This window comes from Cryobacterium sp. TMN-39-2 (assembly GCF_004402745.1).
GTDB classification, from domain to species: domain Bacteria; phylum Actinomycetota; class Actinomycetes; order Actinomycetales; family Microbacteriaceae; genus Cryobacterium; species Cryobacterium zongtaii.
Map to the genome: position 1 here is coordinate 23,847 of NZ_SOFX01000024.1, position 17,397 is coordinate 41,243.

The following is a 17,397-nucleotide window of genomic DNA, read 5'->3' on the forward strand; positions in this document are numbered from 1 at the left end:
TCAATCATGCCTGGGCCGACCTTTGTCACTACCGACCCGGGTTCAGCCGCTGCCGCCGCCATGTTGTGGGCCTACTACGAGGACATCGTCGGCCGTTATTGGGGGCGGCTCGCGCTGCCCGCTGAGGTCGAGTCCGCGATGGCGGATGAGCCGAGCCACGACCTGCAGGGCGGCACCGGTCTGCTCGTGCTCGGGATGCTGGACCGCGTCCCGGTCGCGTGCGGCGGTGTGCGGTTCGTCGGCACCGGCATCGGCGAGCTGACTCGCGTCTACGTGGCCGCACAGGCGCGGGGGACCGGCACCGGGGCCGCGCTCCTCGATCATCTGAGCGAGCTGGCGGTGGATGCCGGCCTCACCCAACTTCGGCTCGCGGTGCGCACAGACCTCATCGAGGCCCGGCGCCTGTATGCCAGAGCCGGCTACGCGGAGGTCGCTCCGTTCAACACCGAACCCTACGCCGAGCACTGGTTCGCGAAGGACCTGCGCTGACCGCTGCCTACTTGAGCAGGTCGGCGTGGTGGATGGCCGCGACGTCCGGGTGCGCGCGCATCCGGCTCTTCAACGAGTTCTCGCCGTAGGTGGTGAAGATCGGGTTCTCCGGGTCCACGGTGATGCCGGGGGCGTGCAGTTCCTCCGGCAGGGTGAGCACCGGGATGGTGGCATCCAGCGCCGGGCTGTAGAAGAACGGGATCGAGATGCGGTCGTCGCCGATCAACGGCGAGATCACCCTGTGCACCGTCGCCTTGAGGTAACCGTCGGTTGCGACCTCGAGCAGTTCGCCGATGTTCACCACGAAGGCGCCGTCGAGTGGGGGAGCGTCGATCCACTCGCCGTCTTTCTCCACCTGCAGCCCGCCCTTGCCCGGCTCGACGAACAGCAGCGTCAGCACGCCGGAGTCCTTGTGGGCGCCGACGCCCTGCCGCGGGGTGGGGTCTGACTTGCCGGGGTAACGCACGATCTTGATCAGCGTGGACGGCTTCACCGCGAACGCCTCGTCGAAGACGTGCTCGTCGGCTCCGAGGGAGAGGGCCCAGGCCTGCATCAGGCGCAGCGCCACGGCGTTGAGCTCCTCGCGCCAGGAGGTCATGACCTCTTCCAGCGCGGGCAGGGTCACCGGCCACTGGTTGGGGCCCTCCAGGCGGAGATAGTCGGCGCTGTCCGGGGTGAGCTCCAGGGCGGGGCGCTCCGGTCCGATGTCGATCTGCTCGCGCCAGTCCACCTTGCCCTGGGTGAGTTCGCCGCCCACCCGGGTGTAGCCGCGGAAGTGGGGGCTCTGCAGGTTCTCAATGGCCATTTTGTCGTCCTCGGGCAGGTTGAAGAAAGCCCGTGAGGTGGTCATCACCCGTTCGATGAGATCGGCCGGCACACCATGCCCGGTGAGGTAGAAGAACCCGTACTCGTGGGTGACTTCGCGCAACTGGGCGCGGAACGCCTCGGCTTCCTCCGCTCCGGCGTCGAGGCGGGATAAGTCAAGGATCGGGAGCGACGGTGCGGCGGCTGAGGTTGTCATGACAACTATTCTGCCAACAACCAAACGAATTCAGGCCGGTGTTACACCGGATTGCCGCGGTCGAAGAATCTGCGGGTGAACGTCCGCGGAGGCGCCCGTGTTCGCAGAAAACCTGACGAGCCGGGTTCAGTTGCCGGATTTGAGCAGGCCCCGCGCTGCCTTGATTTCCTCGGCGGTGCCGTGCTGCGCGCGCGCGGGGATTCCGAGCAGGATCGACCGGGCCGGGGCGTCCTTGGTGACGACGGCGTTGGCACCCACGGTGCTCCATTCGCCCAGCGTGATGGGGCCGAGGATCTTGGCGCCTGCGCCCACGGTGACCCCGTCGTGCAGATGGGGGTGCCGCCGGGCGCCGACAACAACCCCGTGCCGGCTCTTCCCGCCCAGGGTGACCCCGTGGTACAGCATCACGTCGTCCCCGACCACGGCGGTCTCACCGATCACGACGCCCATGCCGTGGTCGATGAACAGGCGCCGGCCGATGGTGGCCCCGGGGTGGATCTCCACGCCGGTGAGGAACCTGGTGAACTGCGACAACAGCCGGGCCGGCAGGCGCAGGCCTGCCAGCCACAGCCGGTGAGTGATCCGGTAGGCCCACACAGCGTGCACGCCGCTGTACGCGAGCACGACCTCCGCCTTGCTGTGCGCGGCAGGGTCGTGCGTCTGCGCCATCGCGATATCCTCGCGAACGCGTGCGAACACTCCCATGCCGGGCACCTGTCTGTAGTCGATTGAGCAGCGGATGGTGCCTAGTCGACGAGGTCTTCGTACAGGACTGTGCTGATGTACCGCTCGCCGAAACCGGGCACGATCACGACGATGGTCTTGCCGGCGTTCTCGGGCAGCTTGGCCTGCTCCAGAGCGGCCCACACTGCGGCGCCTCCCGAGATTCCGGCGAGGATGCCCTCTTCGGTGGCCAGGGCGCGGGCCGTGGCGACGGAGTCGGCGAGGGTCACATCGGTGACCTCGTCGTAGACGTGGGTGTCGAGGACGCTCGGCACGAAGTTGGCGCCGATGCCCTGGATCTTGTGCGGGCCGGGGGCGCCGCCGGTGAGGATAGGGGAGTCCTTGGGCTCGACACCGATCACGCGGACGGACGGCTTCCGCTCCTTGAGCAGCTGGCCGGCGCCGGTAATGGTGCCGCCGGTTCCGATTCCCGCCACGAGCAGGTCCACGGCGCCGTCGGTGTCGTCCCAGATCTCCACCCCGGTGGTGGCCTTGTGGATGGCCGGGTTCGCCGGGTTGTCGAACTGACGGGCCCAAATGGCGCCGGGGGTGGCCGCGACGATTTCCTTGGCCTTCTCCACCGCGCCGCGCATGCCCTCTGAGCCGGGCGTGAGCACAAGCTCGGCGCCGTAGGCGCGCAGCAGGATCTTGCGCTCCTTGCTCATGGTCTCCGGCATCGCCAGGATGACCGAATAGCCGCGGGCGGCGCCGACCATGGCCAGGGCGATGCCGGTGTTGCCGCTGGTGCCCTCCACGATGGTGCCGCCGGGCTTGAGCTCACCGGAGGCTTCGGCGGCGTCGACGATGGCGATGCCGATGCGGTCCTTGACGCTGCTGGAAGGGTTGTAGAACTCGAGCTTCGCGAGCACCGTCGCGGTGGAGGTGCCGGGCAGGCGGTTGAGCTTCACCAGCGGGGTGCCGCCGACAGTTTCGGTAATGTCTGAGTAAATCCGTGCGGACATCGGTAGACCTTTCCTGGGGCTCTCCTGGAGCCGACTGGTGCGGATGCTCCGCAGGTGGGTGGTGCCGTAACGAAAGCCGTGCTCTGGCGCGCCTCGTTCAGCCTAGAGCCCCGACGATACCCAGTGGGTGCCCCGGAGTTGCGTAAGATTCCAGTTTGTGACGCCTTCCCCTAGCAACTCCGGCTCCCTGTCCGATATTCCAACGACGATCGAGCGGATGCGGGCTTTCGCCACCTCGGCCCTGACCGGAGCGGGAATCGAAGGCGCCGAGATTGACGCCGACCTACTGATCGGTCACGTCCTCGGCCAGAGCCGCGGGCAGGTTCAGGCCGGCGCCATTATGGGCACCGTCCTCAGCGACACCGATGCGGCGGCCATCGTCGCCCTCGTTCAGCGGCGTGAGAAGCGCGAACCCCTGCAGCACATCACCGGCCGGGCGCCGTTCCGCGGTCTCGAACTCAACGTGGGACCGGGGGTCTTCGTGCCGCGCCCCGAAACAGAGGGGGTCGCCCAGCTGGCCATCGACGCCCTGCGTTCGATGGCCGACCCCGAGCCGATCGGGGTGGACCTCGGCACCGGCAGCGGCGCCATCGCCCTGGCCCTGGCCACCGAGGTGCCGCACGCCCGCGTCTATGCCTGCGAGAACTCGGCCGACGCGTTTCCGTGGACCAGCCGAAACTTCACCGAGGTGGGCGCCGAGAACGCCACCCTGGTCTTCGCCGACCTCGCGGGCGCCTTCACCGAGTTGAACGGCACCGTCTCCGTGGTGGTGTCCAACCCGCCCTACATCCCGGCCGACGCCATCCCCCGCGACCCCGAGGTGCGGCTGTTCGACCCGGCCCACGCCCTCTTCGGCGGGCCGGACGGCCTCGACATCGTGCGCCTGGTGTCCCAGACGGGCCTGCGCCTGCTGCGCGCCGGGGGAGTGCTCGTGATCGAGCACGGCGAACTGCAGGGCGCCGAGATCCGTGCCCTCCTCGACGCCGACGGCTGGCGGGCCACCGCTACCCACCGCGACCTCACCACCCGCGACCGCAGCACCACGGCCCTGCGCCCGTGAGCGTGCACACGACGGGCGAACTCGCGCTCCTCGGTCAGGAGCAGCTCGCGGGCTGGCTACTATCGAGCACCGACGACTACGTCAACGACCTGGAGGCAGGCGGGCTCAGCCGGGCTGCGGCCGAGAACAAGGCCAACGAATCCACCCGGCGCGAATTCCCGGGTGGAGTGCCCGCCGCCGGTCAGCATGTCTATGCCATCACGGTGGCGGGCGAGCAGGTTGGCGTGATCTGGCTCTCTGCAGGGCCGGCGGATGACCCCACCAACTGGTGGATCCTGGACCTCGTGGTCTTCGAGCAGTTTCGGGGCCGTGGACACGGCCGCCTGGCGATGCTGCTGGCCGAGACCGAAGCCGCCAGGCACGGTGCGGCCAAGCTCACCTTGAACGTCTTCGCGCGCAATGCCACGGCCCGGGCCCTCTACGCATCCCTGGCCTACGCGCCCACGAAGATCGTGATGGAAAAACTCCTCACCGACCCCGCGACCTGAGAGCAAAGCACCCAAAACCCGCCGAAACCGGGCCTTGACTCACAGTTCGCGGCGCCTAGAGCCCGCCCCGGCTCCGTCGACGGGCCCTCACAGGCTGGCTGCACTAGAATCGTGCCCGATGACACGTATCTATGACTGCTCGGTCGATGAGGAACGCTCGACGGGCATGAGACTGGCACGCTCGGCGATCGGCCGCGGTGCGCTCGTCGTCATCCCCACCGACACCGTCTACGGCCTCGCCGCGGACGCATTCAACCCCGAGGCCGTGCAGAAACTGCTCGACGCCAAGGGTCGGGGCCGCCAGTCGCCCCCGCCGGTGCTCATTCCGGGCATCCCCACCCTCGACGCCCTCGCCCAGGACGTGCCAGAGCCCGTGCGCGCCCTGGTCGCCGAGTTCTGGCCCGGCGGTCTCACCGTGGTGCTCACCGCGCAGTCCTCCCTGGTCTGGGACCTGGGTGAGACCCAGGGCACCGTCGCCCTGCGGATGCCCCGCAACCAGGTGGCCCTGGACCTGCTGGCCGAGACCGGCCCACTCGCCGTCTCGAGCGCCAACACCAGCGGCCTACCCTCGGCCATCGACGTCATCGGCGCAGAAGAGATGCTCGGCATCAGTGTCGCCGTCTACCTCGACGGGGGAGTCGCGGGACTGGACTACGAGCCGATCGGCGACCGCGCCGGCGACACCTCCTCCACAATCGTGGATGCCACCGGCTTCGACACCAACGGCGGCAAGTTGGTCATCGTGCGGAACGGTGTGATCTCCCGGGCCGCGATCGAGGCCGTCATCGGCGACGCTCTCGCCCCAGTGGACGTGTAATGACCCTTTTCTTCCTGTTGGCTGTGGTGTCGGCGGTCGTGACTTTCGTCATGTCGATCGTGGTGCTCAAGCTCACCCACAAGTACCGGCTGTACCCCAAGATCCGTGAACGTGATGTGCACACCCGGCCCACCCCGCGGCTGGGCGGCATCGCCATGTTCCTGGGCATCCTGGTCGCCTTCGGGGTGTCCTACCTGGTGGCCTCCCAGTTCGCGCCGCTTCGGTTGATCTTCGCCGACCCGCACCAGATCATGGCCATCCTCGGCGCGGCCCTGCTCATCGTGCTGCTCGGTGTCGCGGACGACATCTGGGATCTCGACTGGATGACCAAGCTGCTTGGCCAGTTCATCGCCGCCGGCCTGGTGGCCTGGCAGGGCGTGCAGGTCTTCTCCCTGCCGATCGGCGGACTCACCGTCGGATCGTCCTGGATGTCGATCGTGATCACGGTCATGGCCATCGTCATCGTGATGAACATGATCAACTTCATCGACGGGCTCGACGGGCTGGTCGCCGGGGTCGCGCTCATCGCCAACGGTGTGTTCTTCATCTACAGCTACCTGCTGGTGCGCGACACCTCGCCCACCAACTACTTCAACCTCGCCTCCCTGATCGCCGCGATCCTGGTCGGCGCCTGCGTGGGGTTCCTGCCGGTGAACTGGCGCCCCGCCAAGATGTTCATGGGCGACGCCGGCGCCCTCCTCGTCGGGCTGCTGATGGCCACCTCGGCCATCGCGATCACCGGCCAGGTCGACCCAACGGCCGTCAACCGGTCCCAGCTGTTCCCGGCCTTCATCCCGCTGATCCTGCCGGTGGCGATCCTCATCATCCCGCTGCTCGACTTCGGCCTGGCGGTGTTCAGGCGGGTTCGCGCCGGAAAGTCGCCGTTCAGCGCCGACCGCAAGCACCTGCACCACCGGCTCCTGGACATGGGGCACTCACACTTGCACGCCGTGCTGATCTTCTACGCCTGGACCGCCGCCGCATCGGTGGGCTGCCTGCTCTATTACCTGCTCCCGGTGTTCTTCGGTCTGCCCACCTGGTGGGCCACCGTCTTCCTGGTGAGCGCCCTGGTTATCTGCACGGTTGTCACCCTCGCCCCGCTGAGCCGCCGCAAGGCCATCGAGGCCGCCAGCCAGCTCGCCCCGGCGACCGGCGCCATCGGCGTCCCCACCATTGCCCGGCTTGATCCCCTCGACGAAGCGTCTGACGCCAAGGAGCCCGTATGACCCCCGCACCCGATTCCCCCGACTCCGCAGGCGCGCCAGCCACACCGACCAGGACGACGCCGGTGGATGCCAAGAAGATCCTCACCGAGGTCCTCAAGTACACCGGACTACTGGCCATCGCGATCGCCGTGATCGGCGGCGGCCTCGGCTACCTGTTCGCCGGAACGGAGGGCCTCATCAGCGCCCTCATCGGCACCGCTCTGGCTGTTCTGTTCGCGTCCATCACCGCCGCCAGCATCATCGGGGCGATGAGGTTCGACATCGCGGCGTTCTTCGGAATCGTCATGGGTGCCTGGCTGCTGAAGATCGTCGTCTTCATCGTCATCCTGGCCCTGCTGCGCGATGCCCCCTTCGTGCAGACGATGGTGCTCTTCCTCACGGTGATCGCCGGGGCCGTCGGCACCATGCTCATCGACGTGATCGTGGTCTTCAAATCACGTCTGGGTTACGCGAGCAATGTCACGCTTCCGAGCGCACCGAATGAGACCGCGCGCTGACCGCGCACCGGTCACGTCGATTAGTCCCCAAGAGCGATTGTTGGTAAAGTGAAAACACTCTCAGGTGGCAGTGTGCGCCCCCGAGCCGTAGACCGAATTCCCCCACTGTCGCCTATGTGCGTCCGCACAGAAACAGGAGATAGCGCTGTTGTCTAACGCTGCGTACTTGCTGATTCCCATGGCATCCGAGGAGGGCGAATTCCACGCTCCGGGGATTGGCGAATTCCTGGGCCTCCCCGCGCTGTTCTTCGCAGACACGCCCTTCGAGATCAACCGCATCATCCTGGTTCGACTGCTGGCCATCGCGCTCATGCTGTTCCTGTTCTGGTTCGCACTGCGCAAGCCCACCCGGGTCCCGGGTCGCAACCAGAGCATCGCGGAGCTCGCCCTCGGCTTCGTCCAGGTGCAGATCGCAGACCAGATCCTGGGCAAGGACATGGGCCGGCGTTACCTGCCCCTCCTGGCCGGGCTGTTCTTCGGCATCCTGGCGATGAACATCACCGGTGTGGTGCCGTTCATGAACATCTCGGGAACATCGATCATCGCGATGCCGCTGCTGCTCGGCCTCGTCGCCTACGTCGTGTTCATCTACGCCGGCATCAAGGCGTTGGGACCGGGCAAGTTCTTCAAGAACTCGCTCTTCCCCGCCGGTGTGCCGTGGCCGATCTACATCCTGCTCGCGCCGATCGAGTTCATCAACATCTTCATCGTCCGGCCGCTCTCGCTGGCCCTGCGACTCCTACTCAATATGATGGTCGGGCACCTGCTGCTCGTGCTGTGCTTCAGTGCCACGAACTTCTTCTTCTTCACTGCCGGTGGATGGGTCGGACTCTTCGGCGTTGGAACACTCGCGTTCGGGTTCATCTTCACCTTTGTTGAATTCGCCGTCTACATCCTCCAGGCGTACATCTTCACCCTTCTGACCGCCGTGTACGTGCAACAAGCCGTGGCTGAAGAGCACTGACACAACTGAACTGGCTACGTCGACCGACGTCGTTTTTCGATTGAAAGGAAACACCTAGTGGAACCCACCATCCTCGCCGAGATCACCGGCAACATCGCGACCGTCGGTTACGGCCTTGCCGCGATCGGCCCCGGCATCGGCATCGGTATCGTCGCCGGAAAGACCGTTGAAGCCATGGCTCGCCAGCCCGAGCTCGCCGGCCGTCTCCAGGTCACCATGTTCCTCGGCATCGCGTTCACCGAGCTCCTCGCGTTCATCGGTGTTGCCGTATTCTTCATCTTCGTCTAGGGATTACCACAATGCCTGAGCTTGTTCTCGCAGCAGAAGCGGAAACCAACCCGTTTCTTCCTGCCATCTACGACATCACCTGGTCGCTTGTCGTCCTCCTGGTTGTCATGGTCTTCTTTGTACGCTTCGCGATCCCGCGTTTCCGTCAGATCCTTGACGACCGTGCGGAGGCCATCGAAGGGAACATCGCCAAGGCAGACGACGCCCAGCGCAAGGCCGAAGCTGCTCTCGAGCAGTACACCGCCCAGCTGGCCGTTGCCCGCGTCGAAGCCGGCCAGATCCGCGAGCAGGCACGCGCCGACGGTCAGCGCATTCTCGCCGAGCTGCGGGAACAGGCCACGTCAGAGGCCAACCGCATCACGGCAACCGCGAAGGCACAGATCGAGGCCGAGCGTCAGTCCGCTGTCCAGTCGCTGCGCAGTGAAGTCGGATCCCTCGCCATCGACCTCGCCTCCGGCGTGATCGGGGAGAGCCTGAACGACGATGCGCGTGCAAGCGCCATGGTCGAGCGGTTCCTCGCTGACATCGAAGCCACCGAGAACACGGCCCCTTCGGCCGGAAAGAACTAAGACACATGGGAAGCGCCACCAGAGAAGCCTTGGCCACGTCGCGGGCGGCACTCGCCGCCCACGCCGACTGGGCTGATCTGGCGACGGGTGAGAACCTGTTCGACGCCGGCCGGGTCATCGGTGAGTCGTCTCAGCTTCTCGCCGCTCTCGGCGATTCGTCTGCGGAGGAGTCACACAAGATCGCGCTCGTTCGTGCGGTCTTCGGTGCCACCGTCACGCCCGCCGCTCTCGAATTGCTGCTGAGCGTGGCTGTCGGCCGCTGGTCGAGCCACCAGGATCTGCTGGCCGCGCTCGAAGAGCTGGCGTTGCGGGTGACGGCGGATTCGGCCGAGCCGAACGTGTCGATCCGATCCGAACTGTTCCAGTTCGGTGCGGCGGTGTCCTCGGATGCCGAACTCGAGTTGGCCCTGACCAGCAAGCTGGGTAAGTCCTCAGCCAAGGTCGGACTCATCCAGGCGCTCCTCGCCGACAAGGTGTCGCCCCAGACCCTCGTCATCGTTCGCCACCTGGTGCAGCAGCCTCGCGGCCGCCGTATCGGCGAGCTTCTCACGGATGCGGCCACCATCGTCGCCGATCAGGCCGACAGCATCCTTGCGACGGTCACCGTGGCGGCAGCGCTGCAGCAGGGGCAGTTGGACCGCCTCGCCGCGACGCTCTCGGCCCGGTACGGACGCAACGTCGCCCTCAACCAGGTCATCGACGCATCCGTCATCGGTGGCCTCAAGGTACAGATCGGCGATGACGTCATTGACGGCAGCGTCTCCACCCGTCTCAAGGACTTGAGACTGCAGCTTGCTGGCTAACCTTCGGGTTGCCAGAACACACATATCTCGAGACGGTAACGTGTCGAAAAGACAAAGCCTGTACTGCTGTACAGAAAAGGGAAGATGATGGCAGAACTAACGATCAGCCCCGATGAGATCCGTGACGCTCTCCAGGACTTCGTCAAGTCCTATGAGCCGAACAAGGCCGCAACGACCGAGGTCGGCTACGTCACCACCGCGGGCGATGGCATCGCCCACGTGCAGGGTCTCCCCGGCGTGATGGCCAACGAGCTCATCAAGTTCGCGGACGGCACCCTCGGCCTTGCGCTGAACCTCGACGAAGACGAGATCGGTGTTGTCGTCCTCGGCGAGTTCGCCGGCATCGTCGAAGGCATGGAGGTGTACCGCACCGGCGAGGTCCTCTCCGTTCCCGTCGGCGACGGTTACCTCGGCCGTGTCGTCGACCCGCTCGGCGCCCCGATCGACGGTCTCGGTGAGATCGCCACGGACGGTCGCCGCGCCCTCGAGCTGCAGGCTCCCGGCGTCATGCACCGCAAGAGCGTGCACGAGCCGATGCAGACCGGCATCAAGGCCATCGACGCGATGATCCCGATCGGCCGTGGCCAGCGCCAGCTGATCATCGGTGACCGCCAGACCGGCAAGACCGCCATCGCGGTGGACACCATCATCAACCAGAAGGCGAACTGGGAGTCCGGCGACTCCAACAAGCAGGTTCGCTGCATCTACGTCGCAATCGGCCAGAAGGGCTCCACCATCGCTTCGGTGAAGGGTGCGCTCGAGGATGCCGGAGCGATGGAGTACACGACCATCGTCGCGGCTCCCGCGTCCGACCCGGCCGGCTTCAAGTACCTCGCGCCGTACACCGGCTCGGCCATCGGCCAGCACTGGATGTACGCCGGCAAGCACGTTCTCATCATCTTCGACGACCTGTCCAAGCAGGCCGAGGCCTACCGTGCGGTGTCGCTGCTGCTGCGTCGCCCGCCGGGACGCGAAGCGTACCCCGGCGACGTGTTCTACCTGCACTCCCGTCTGCTCGAGCGTTGTGCCAAGCTCTCCGACGAGCTCGGTGCCGGATCGATGACCGGCCTGCCGATCATCGAGACCAAGGCCAACGACGTTGCCGCGTACATCCCGACCAACGTGATCTCGATCACCGACGGTCAGATCTTCCTGCAGTCCGACCTCTTCAACGCCAACCAGCGCCCCGCGGTCGACGTGGGAATCTCGGTTTCGCGTGTTGGTGGCGACGCCCAGGTCAAGTCGATCAAAAAGGTCTCCGGTACCCTCAAGCTCGAACTGGCCCAGTACCGTTCTCTCGAGGCGTTCTCGATGTTCGCATCTGACCTCGACCCGGCCAGCCGTCGCCAGCTTGCTCGTGGCGCCCGTCTCACCGAGCTGCTCAAGCAGCCGCAGTACTCGCCGTACCCCGTCGAAGACCAGGTCGTTTCGATCTGGGCCGGCACGAACGGCAAGCTGGACGAGGTTCCCCTCGAGGACATCCTGCGCTTCGAACGCGAACTGCTCGACTTCCTCGGCCGCACCACCAGCATCCTCACGACGCTCCGCGACACCAACGTGCTCAGCGACGACACCGTCGCCGAACTGACCACCGCGGTTGACACCTTCAAGCGCGAATTCCAGACCGGTGAGGGCAAGCCCCTTGCTTCCGTCGGCCGCGAAGAGTTCGTCGCAACCAAGGCAGAAGACGTCAACCAGGAAAAGATCGTCAAGCACAAGCGCTAACCGCGCATCCGGTCCGAGCCGCCCCAGGTGGCTCGGACCGGGTACTTGACACTCATCGACACGATATCTAAGCAAGCACAGGAGACACATGGGAGCGCAACTTCGGGTCTACCGGCAGAAGATCAAGTCTGCCCAGACGACCAAGAAGATCACTCGGGCCATGGAGTTGATCTCCGCTTCGCGCATCCAGAAGGCGCAGGCGCGAGTCGCGGCTTCCACCCCGTATTCGCGTGCGATCACGCAGGCGGTGTCGGCCGTCGCCACCTACTCGAACGTCGAGCACGTGCTGACCACCGAACCCGAGGTCATCAACCGTGCCGCGGTCGTCATCTTCGCCTCGGACCGTGGACTCGCGGGCGCGTTCAGCTCGCAGGTACTTCGTGAGGCTGAACAGCTCAGTGAGCTGCTGCGCAACCAGGGCAAGGACGTCGTCTATTACCTCGTCGGCCGCAAGGCCCTGGCGTACTTCAGCTTCCGCCGTCGTGTGTCCGAGCAGTCGTGGACCGGCGGAACCGACCGTCCCGAGTTCGACACCGCCCAGGAGATCGGCGACGCGCTTCTGTCGGCCTTCCTGCGCGAAGCCGATGACGGTGGCGTCGACGAGATTCACATCGTCTACAACCGCTTCGTGAGCATGGTCACCCAGGTTCCCCAGGTTGTGCGCCTTCTGCCCCTGGAGGTCGTCGAGGGTGAAGCCGGCGACGTGCCGGCCACGCTGCCGCTCTACGAATTCGAACCGGACCCCGAGACCGTGCTCGACGCCCTGCTGCCGGTCTACATCGAAAGCCGCATCTTCAACGCCATGTTGCAGTCCGCGGCCTCGGAGCACGCCAGCCGCCAGAAGGCGATGAAGTCGGCCAGCGACAATGCCGACAAGCTCATCAAGGACTTCACCCGGCTGTCGAACAATGCGCGCCAGACCGAGATCACGCAGCAGATTTCCGAGATCGTGGGTGGAGCCGACGCGCTCTCATCCGCCAAGAACTAATCCAGAGAAGAGAGAGCAATGACTGACACCGCAATCGCGCCAGTCCTCGAAGAGGGCACAGCCGGCGCTGTGGGCCGCATCGCACGCGTCACGGGCCCCGTCGTGGACATCGAGTTCCCGCACGACTCGATCCCTGGCATGTACAACGCGCTCAAGACGACCATCGTCATCGGCGACGAGTCGACCGAGATCACCCTCGAGGTCGCCCTGCACCTCGGTGACGACCTGGTTCGCGCCATCGCCCTGAACCCGACCGACGGCCTCGTCCGCGGCCAGGAGGTCCGGGACACCGGCTCGCCCATCATGGTTCCGGTCGGCAACGTCACCAAGGGCCGCGTCTTCAACGTCATCGGCGAGGTCCTCAACGCCAAGCCCGGTGAGAAGATCGAGATCACCGAGCGCTGGCCCATCCACCGCAAGCCGCCGCCCTTCGACCAGCTGGAGTCCAAGACTCAGCTGTTCGAGACCGGCATCAAGGTCATCGACCTGCTCACGCCGTACGTGCTCGGTGGAAAGATCGGCCTCTTCGGTGGTGCCGGTGTCGGCAAGACCGTCCTGATCCAGGAAATGATCCAGCGTGTTGCGCAGGACCACGGTGGTGTGTCGGTGTTCGCCGGCGTCGGAGAGCGTACCCGTGAGGGCAACGACCTTATCGGCGAAATGGAAGAGGCGGGCGTCTTCGACAAGACCGCCCTCGTGTTCGGCCAGATGGACGAGCCGCCGGGAACGCGTCTGCGTGTCGCGCTCTCCGCGCTGACCATGGCCGAGTACTTCCGTGACGTCGCCAAGCAGGACGTGTTGCTCTTCATCGACAACATCTTCCGCTTCACCCAGGCCGGATCCGAGGTGTCGACCCTGCTGGGCCGCATGCCGTCCGCCGTGGGCTACCAGCCGAACCTGGCCGACGAGATGGGCATCCTGCAGGAGCGCATCACGTCGACCCGTGGCCACTCGATCACCTCGCTGCAGGCCATTTACGTGCCTGCCGACGACTACACCGACCCGGCTCCGGCGACCACGTTCGCGCACCTCGACGCCACCACAGAGCTGTCGCGTGAGATCGCGTCGAAGGGCCTGTACCCGGCCGTCGACCCGCTCACCTCGTCCAGCCGTATCCTCGACCCCCGCTACTTGGGCGCCGACCACTACAACACGGCCGTTCGCGTCAAGGCGATCCTGCAGAAGAACAAGGAACTCCAGGAGATCATCGCGATCCTCGGTGTTGACGAGCTCTCTGAAGAGGACAAGGTGACCGTGGCCCGCGCCCGGCGCATCCAGCAGTTCCTGTCGCAGAACACCTACATGGCGAAGAAGTTCACGGGCGTCGAGGGTTCGACGGTGTCGCTCAAGGACACCATCGAGTCGTTCACGGCCATCGCCAACGGTGACTTCGACCACGTGTCGGAGCAGGCATTCTTCAACGTCGGTGGCATCAACGACGTCGAAGAGAAGTGGGCTCAGATCCAGAAGGAGAACGGCTAAGCATGGCTTCGGCTTCGCTCACCGTGACTCTCGTCTCGGCGGACCAGCAGGTCTGGTCCGGCGAGGCGTCCATGGTTGTCGCGCGCACGGTGGAAGGCGAGATCGGTATTCTTGTCGGCCACGAGCCGTTGCTGGCCATCCTGTCCAGCGGCGAGGTTCGCATCACGCTGCTGGACGGAACCAAGGTCGTCGCCGAGGCTGACGACGGGTTCCTGTCCGTGGACAACGACATCATCTCCATTGTCGCCCGCCGGGCCGCACTCGTTTAGGCGCCGCCTGATTTAGGATCCTCGTGTTTGTATTGCTACCGCCGTCGGAGACGAAACGCTCCGGCGGCGTTTGCATGCCCCTGGCGATTGACTCCCTGGCCTTCCCTGCGCTGACCGGTCGCCGCCACATGCTCACTACCGCCCTGGCCGCGCTGGCCGCCGACCAGGACGCCACCGTGCGCGCCCTCAAGCTCGGCCGCACCCAACTCGCCGAGATCGACCGCAACGCCGCCCTGCTGTCCTCCCCGACGACCCCGGTCATCGACAGGTACACCGGGGTGCTCTATGACGCGTTGGCCGCCGACACCCTGTCGCCGGCGGCCCGCGACTTCGCAGGCCGGCACCTGCTGGTGCACTCCGCGCTACTCGGACCCGTCGGGGGGCTCGACCTCGTGCCCGCCTACAGGCTCTCGCACGACTCCCGGCTGCCGGGCCTGCCCCTCAAGAAGCACTGGGCTGCCGACGTGTCCGCGGCGCTCGAGGCCACCGCGTCCGATGGTTCGGGCGGGCTGCTGCTCGACCTGCGCTCGGAAGGGTACGTGTCGCTGGGACCTGCGGCGGGGCATCCGCGGCGGTTCTACCTGCGGGTGGTGACCGAGAGCGCCGACGGTCGCACCCGCGCCCTCAACCACTTCAACAAAAAGGCCAAGGGCGACTTCACCAGGGCGCTGCTGCAGCACGGCCAGGCCTTCGACACCGTCGACGCGCTCCTCGCCTGGGCGCCGACGGCCGGATTCGCCCTGCGGCCCGGCGCTGCCGGCGAACTCGAACTCGTCGTCGCCGGTCACCTCTAGTATGAATTCGTGCAGAGACAACGAGTAAACGTCACCGTCACCGGCGCCGGAGGCAACATCGGCTATGCGCTGATGTTCCGCATCGCCTCGGGCCAATTGCTCGGACCTGACGTTCCCGTCGCGCTCCGCCTGCTCGAGATCCCCAGCGGTCTCCGGGCCGCGGAGGGCAGCGCCTTCGAACTGCAGGACAGCGCCTTCCCGCTGCTGCGCGAGGTGCTCGTGACGGATGACCCGGTGCAGGCCTTCGACGGCGCCAACGTGGCCATCCTCGTGGGCTCGCGGCCCCGCGGACCCGGCCAGCAGCGTGCGGACCTGCTCGAGGGCAACGCCCGCATCTTCGGCCCGCAGGGCGCCGCCATCAACACCGGCGCCGCCGACGACATCAGGGTGGTCGTGGTGGGCAACCCGGCCAACACCAATGCCCTGGTCACGGCCAGCCACGCGCCGGATGTACCCGCCGACCGTTTCACCGCCCTGACCAGGCTCGACCACAACCGCGCGGTCGCCCAGCTCGCGGCGCACCTGTCGGTGGCGGTCACCTCGGTGAGCGGTGTGGCTATCTGGGGCAACCACTCGGCTCTGCAGTACCCCGACGTGTCCCACGCCACCATCGACGGACGCCCGGTGCGGGAGCTCGTCGACGAGGCCTGGCTGGTGAACGAGTTCATCCCGCGGGTGGCCAACCGCGGCGCCGAGATCATCGCCGTGCGCGGAGCGTCCTCGATGGGGTCTGCCGCCAGCGCCACGGTCGACCATGTCTACGACTGGGTGAACGGCACCGGTCACGACTGGACCAGCGCCGGAGTGTTCTCCGACGGGTCATACGGCGTGCCGGCCGGCCTGGTGTCGTCCTACCCCGTGCGCTCCCTGGGCGGCCGTTGGGCGATCGAGCCGGGGCTGGCTGTTGACGACTTCTCCCGCGCCCGGATCAACACCTCGGTGGCCGAACTGCAGGCGGAGCGCGCCGCCGTCGGTGCACTGGGGCTGCTCGGCCCGCGAGAATCCGCCTAGGCCGGCGCCGGCGCCAGGTGGCAGCCGAGAACGTGGTCGTTCACGAGCCCGCTCGACTGCATCAGCGCGTACATGGTGGTCGGGCCCACGAACCTGTAGCCGCGGGCTCTGAGTGTCGTGCTGAGCGCGGTGGACTCCGGCGTGATCGCCGGCACCTCGGCCAGATCAGTGAGCGGCGTGCTCCGCGGTGCTGGTGCGAAGCTCCAGATCAGCTCGGTCAGGCTCTCGCCCAGGGCCAGGGTGGTTCGGGCGTTGTCGATGGTGGCGGTGATCTTGCCCCGGTGCCGGATGATGCGCTCATCGGTGAGCAGCCGCTCCACATCCGCCTCGGTGAACGCGGCGACGGCATCGACGTTGAAACCGGCGAACGCGGCCCGGAACGCCGGCCGGCGCCGGAGGATCGTGATCCAGGACAGCCCCGCCTGGAATCCCTCCAGGCACAGCTTCTCGAACAGGCGCTGCTCATCGCGCAGCGGGCGGCCCCACTCCTCGTCGTGGTAGCGCCGGTACTCGGCGTCGTTCGCGGCCCAGCCGCACCGGGCGACTCCGTCGTCACCGACGACGACGGATGGCCGCGGAATCACGGTTTCCTCGGTTGTCATCCGACGTACTCGATGCCCTCGTGCCGCAACAGCCACTGTTTGGTGGGGATGCCCTCGCCGGCGCTGAAACCGGTGATGCGCCCGTTAGAGGCGAGCACCCGATGGCAGCCCACCAGGATCGGCGCCGGGTTCGCGCCGACGGCGCCGCCGATCGCCCGGCCGGCGCCGCTCCTGCCGATCGAACGGCCCAGCTCACCGTAGGAAAGATGATCGCCGAAGGGGATGGCGGCCAGACCCCGCCAGACGCTCTGCTGGAACTCGGTGCCGCGGTTCAACCGCACCGGCACATCGAAGGTGACCCTCGCGCCGGCGAAGTACTCGCCGAGTTCAGCGGCGGCGCGTCCAAGCAGCGCGTTGGGAGCCTCCGGCAGGCCTTCCAGGGGGAGGTGGCCGTCCCTGACGATGGCCAGGGACCAGACCTCGGTGTCATCGCCCGTGAGCTCGAGGTCGCCGAGGGGACTCTGCACGCGGATCAGGTTCGGGGGAGTGGGGGCTGCGCTGGTCATAGTGTGACTGTAGTCGGCGGTCCCGAACGGTTCCGGCGGTTTTCGGACAGGGGAATATCCGGCCGGTCAGGGGCCTGTGGAGGAGGGGCCGTAGGTGGTCACATCATCGCCGC

The 17,397-nt window shown here is 66.5% G+C and carries 21 protein-coding genes; 16 read left to right on the plus strand and 5 right to left on the minus strand.

Going from position 1 to position 17,397, the window contains the following annotated elements:
• Positions 1 to 6: 6 nt before the first annotated feature.
• On the plus strand, positions 7 to 489 hold the full coding sequence (locus tag E3O57_RS07550) for a GNAT family N-acetyltransferase (protein ID WP_103478781.1): 483 nt from the start codon (positions 7 to 9) through the stop codon (positions 487 to 489).
• Positions 490 to 496: 7 nt separating this feature from the next.
• Here the strand turns inward: E3O57_RS07550 and E3O57_RS07555 are convergent, their stop codons facing one another.
• The 3 genes from E3O57_RS07555 to cysK all read right to left on the minus strand — a co-directional run bounded on the left by E3O57_RS07555 (position 497) and on the right by cysK (position 3,195).
• On the minus strand, positions 497 to 1,510 hold the full coding sequence (locus E3O57_RS07555; protein ID WP_103478782.1) for an isopenicillin N synthase family oxygenase: 1,014 nt from the start codon (positions 1,508 to 1,510) through the stop codon (positions 497 to 499).
• Between the two features lie 126 nt (positions 1,511 to 1,636).
• Complete coding sequence (epsC, locus tag E3O57_RS07560; RefSeq protein WP_103478783.1) at positions 1,637 to 2,215, minus strand: serine O-acetyltransferase EpsC; 579 nt, start codon at positions 2,213 to 2,215, stop codon at positions 1,637 to 1,639.
• Positions 2,216 to 2,256: 41 nt separating this feature from the next.
• Positions 2,257 to 3,195 carry a cysteine synthase A gene (cysK, locus tag E3O57_RS07565; protein ID WP_088455442.1) on the minus strand — a complete coding sequence of 313 codons (939 nt, stop codon included), beginning with the start codon at positions 3,193 to 3,195 and terminating at the stop codon, positions 2,257 to 2,259.
• A 217-nt stretch (positions 3,196 to 3,412) separates the two neighbouring features.
• Between cysK and prmC the strand changes: the two genes are divergently transcribed.
• From prmC to E3O57_RS07640, 15 genes are all read left to right on the plus strand, one after another.
• The gene (gene prmC, locus E3O57_RS07570) at positions 3,413 to 4,255 is read left to right on the plus strand and encodes a peptide chain release factor N(5)-glutamine methyltransferase (protein ID WP_103478784.1); all 843 of its coding nucleotides are present in this window, start codon (positions 3,413 to 3,415) and stop codon (positions 4,253 to 4,255) included.
• Positions 4,252 to 4,743, plus strand: a complete 492-nt coding sequence (locus tag E3O57_RS07575) for an N-acetyltransferase (RefSeq protein WP_198416815.1) — start codon at positions 4,252 to 4,254, stop codon at positions 4,741 to 4,743. The genes prmC and E3O57_RS07575 overlap by 4 nt, the downstream gene beginning before the upstream one ends.
• A 118-nt stretch (positions 4,744 to 4,861) precedes the next feature.
• Positions 4,862 to 5,560, plus strand: a complete 699-nt coding sequence (locus E3O57_RS07580) for an L-threonylcarbamoyladenylate synthase (protein ID WP_103478785.1) — start codon at positions 4,862 to 4,864, stop codon at positions 5,558 to 5,560.
• Positions 5,560 to 6,786 carry an MraY family glycosyltransferase gene (locus E3O57_RS07585; RefSeq protein ID WP_088455445.1) on the plus strand — a complete coding sequence of 409 codons (1,227 nt, stop codon included), beginning with the start codon at positions 5,560 to 5,562 and terminating at the stop codon, positions 6,784 to 6,786. Before E3O57_RS07580 ends, E3O57_RS07585 begins: the two co-directional genes overlap by 1 nt.
• Positions 6,783 to 7,283 carry a hypothetical protein gene (locus E3O57_RS07590; protein WP_103478786.1) on the plus strand — a complete coding sequence of 167 codons (501 nt, stop codon included), beginning with the start codon at positions 6,783 to 6,785 and terminating at the stop codon, positions 7,281 to 7,283. The genes E3O57_RS07585 and E3O57_RS07590 overlap by 4 nt, the downstream gene beginning before the upstream one ends.
• 178 nt (positions 7,284 to 7,461) lie before the next feature.
• Positions 7,462 to 8,247, plus strand: coding sequence for a F0F1 ATP synthase subunit A (gene atpB / locus E3O57_RS07595; RefSeq protein WP_088455447.1), 786 nt, complete (start codon positions 7,462 to 7,464; stop codon positions 8,245 to 8,247).
• A 57-nt stretch (positions 8,248 to 8,304) separates the two neighbouring features.
• Positions 8,305 to 8,535, plus strand: coding sequence for an ATP synthase F0 subunit C (gene atpE, locus E3O57_RS07600; RefSeq protein WP_088455448.1), 231 nt, complete (start codon positions 8,305 to 8,307; stop codon positions 8,533 to 8,535).
• A gap of 11 nt (positions 8,536 to 8,546) precedes the next feature.
• A complete protein-coding gene (locus E3O57_RS07605) occupies positions 8,547 to 9,104 on the plus strand; it encodes a F0F1 ATP synthase subunit B (protein WP_088455449.1) in 558 nt (185 codons plus the stop codon).
• Between the two features lie 5 nt (positions 9,105 to 9,109).
• On the plus strand, positions 9,110 to 9,907 hold the full coding sequence (locus E3O57_RS07610; protein WP_103478787.1) for a F0F1 ATP synthase subunit delta: 798 nt from the start codon (positions 9,110 to 9,112) through the stop codon (positions 9,905 to 9,907).
• Between the two features lie 87 nt (positions 9,908 to 9,994).
• Positions 9,995 to 11,632 (plus strand): F0F1 ATP synthase subunit alpha, encoded by a 1,638-nt coding sequence (gene atpA / locus E3O57_RS07615; RefSeq protein ID WP_103459663.1) that lies wholly within the window; start codon positions 9,995 to 9,997, stop codon positions 11,630 to 11,632.
• An 88-nt stretch (positions 11,633 to 11,720) separates the two neighbouring features.
• On the plus strand, positions 11,721 to 12,620 hold the full coding sequence (locus tag E3O57_RS07620; RefSeq protein WP_088455451.1) for a F0F1 ATP synthase subunit gamma: 900 nt from the start codon (positions 11,721 to 11,723) through the stop codon (positions 12,618 to 12,620).
• 18 nt (positions 12,621 to 12,638) lie between these two features.
• Positions 12,639 to 14,102, plus strand: a complete 1,464-nt coding sequence (atpD, locus tag E3O57_RS07625) for a F0F1 ATP synthase subunit beta (RefSeq protein ID WP_088455452.1) — start codon at positions 12,639 to 12,641, stop codon at positions 14,100 to 14,102.
• Positions 14,103 to 14,104: 2 nt separating this feature from the next.
• Complete coding sequence (locus tag E3O57_RS07630; RefSeq protein WP_088455453.1) at positions 14,105 to 14,371, plus strand: F0F1 ATP synthase subunit epsilon; 267 nt, start codon at positions 14,105 to 14,107, stop codon at positions 14,369 to 14,371.
• Positions 14,372 to 14,394: 23 nt separating this feature from the next.
• Positions 14,395 to 15,165 (plus strand): YaaA family protein, encoded by a 771-nt coding sequence (locus E3O57_RS07635; protein WP_103478788.1) that lies wholly within the window; start codon positions 14,395 to 14,397, stop codon positions 15,163 to 15,165.
• Positions 15,166 to 15,174: 9 nt separating this feature from the next.
• Positions 15,175 to 16,176 (plus strand): malate dehydrogenase, encoded by a 1,002-nt coding sequence (locus E3O57_RS07640; RefSeq protein ID WP_103478789.1) that lies wholly within the window; start codon positions 15,175 to 15,177, stop codon positions 16,174 to 16,176.
• Here the strand turns inward: E3O57_RS07640 and E3O57_RS07645 are convergent.
• Together E3O57_RS07645 and E3O57_RS07650 are read right to left on the minus strand one after the other, a co-directional pair.
• Positions 16,173 to 16,778 (minus strand): DNA-3-methyladenine glycosylase I, encoded by a 606-nt coding sequence (locus E3O57_RS07645; RefSeq protein ID WP_103478790.1) that lies wholly within the window; start codon positions 16,776 to 16,778, stop codon positions 16,173 to 16,175. The genes E3O57_RS07640 and E3O57_RS07645 overlap by 4 nt on opposite strands.
• The gene (locus E3O57_RS07650; protein ID WP_088455457.1) at positions 16,775 to 17,284 is read right to left on the minus strand and encodes a methylated-DNA--[protein]-cysteine S-methyltransferase; all 510 of its coding nucleotides are present in this window, start codon (positions 17,282 to 17,284) and stop codon (positions 16,775 to 16,777) included. The genes E3O57_RS07645 and E3O57_RS07650 overlap by 4 nt, the downstream gene beginning before the upstream one ends.
• Positions 17,285 to 17,397 lie beyond the last annotated feature (113 nt).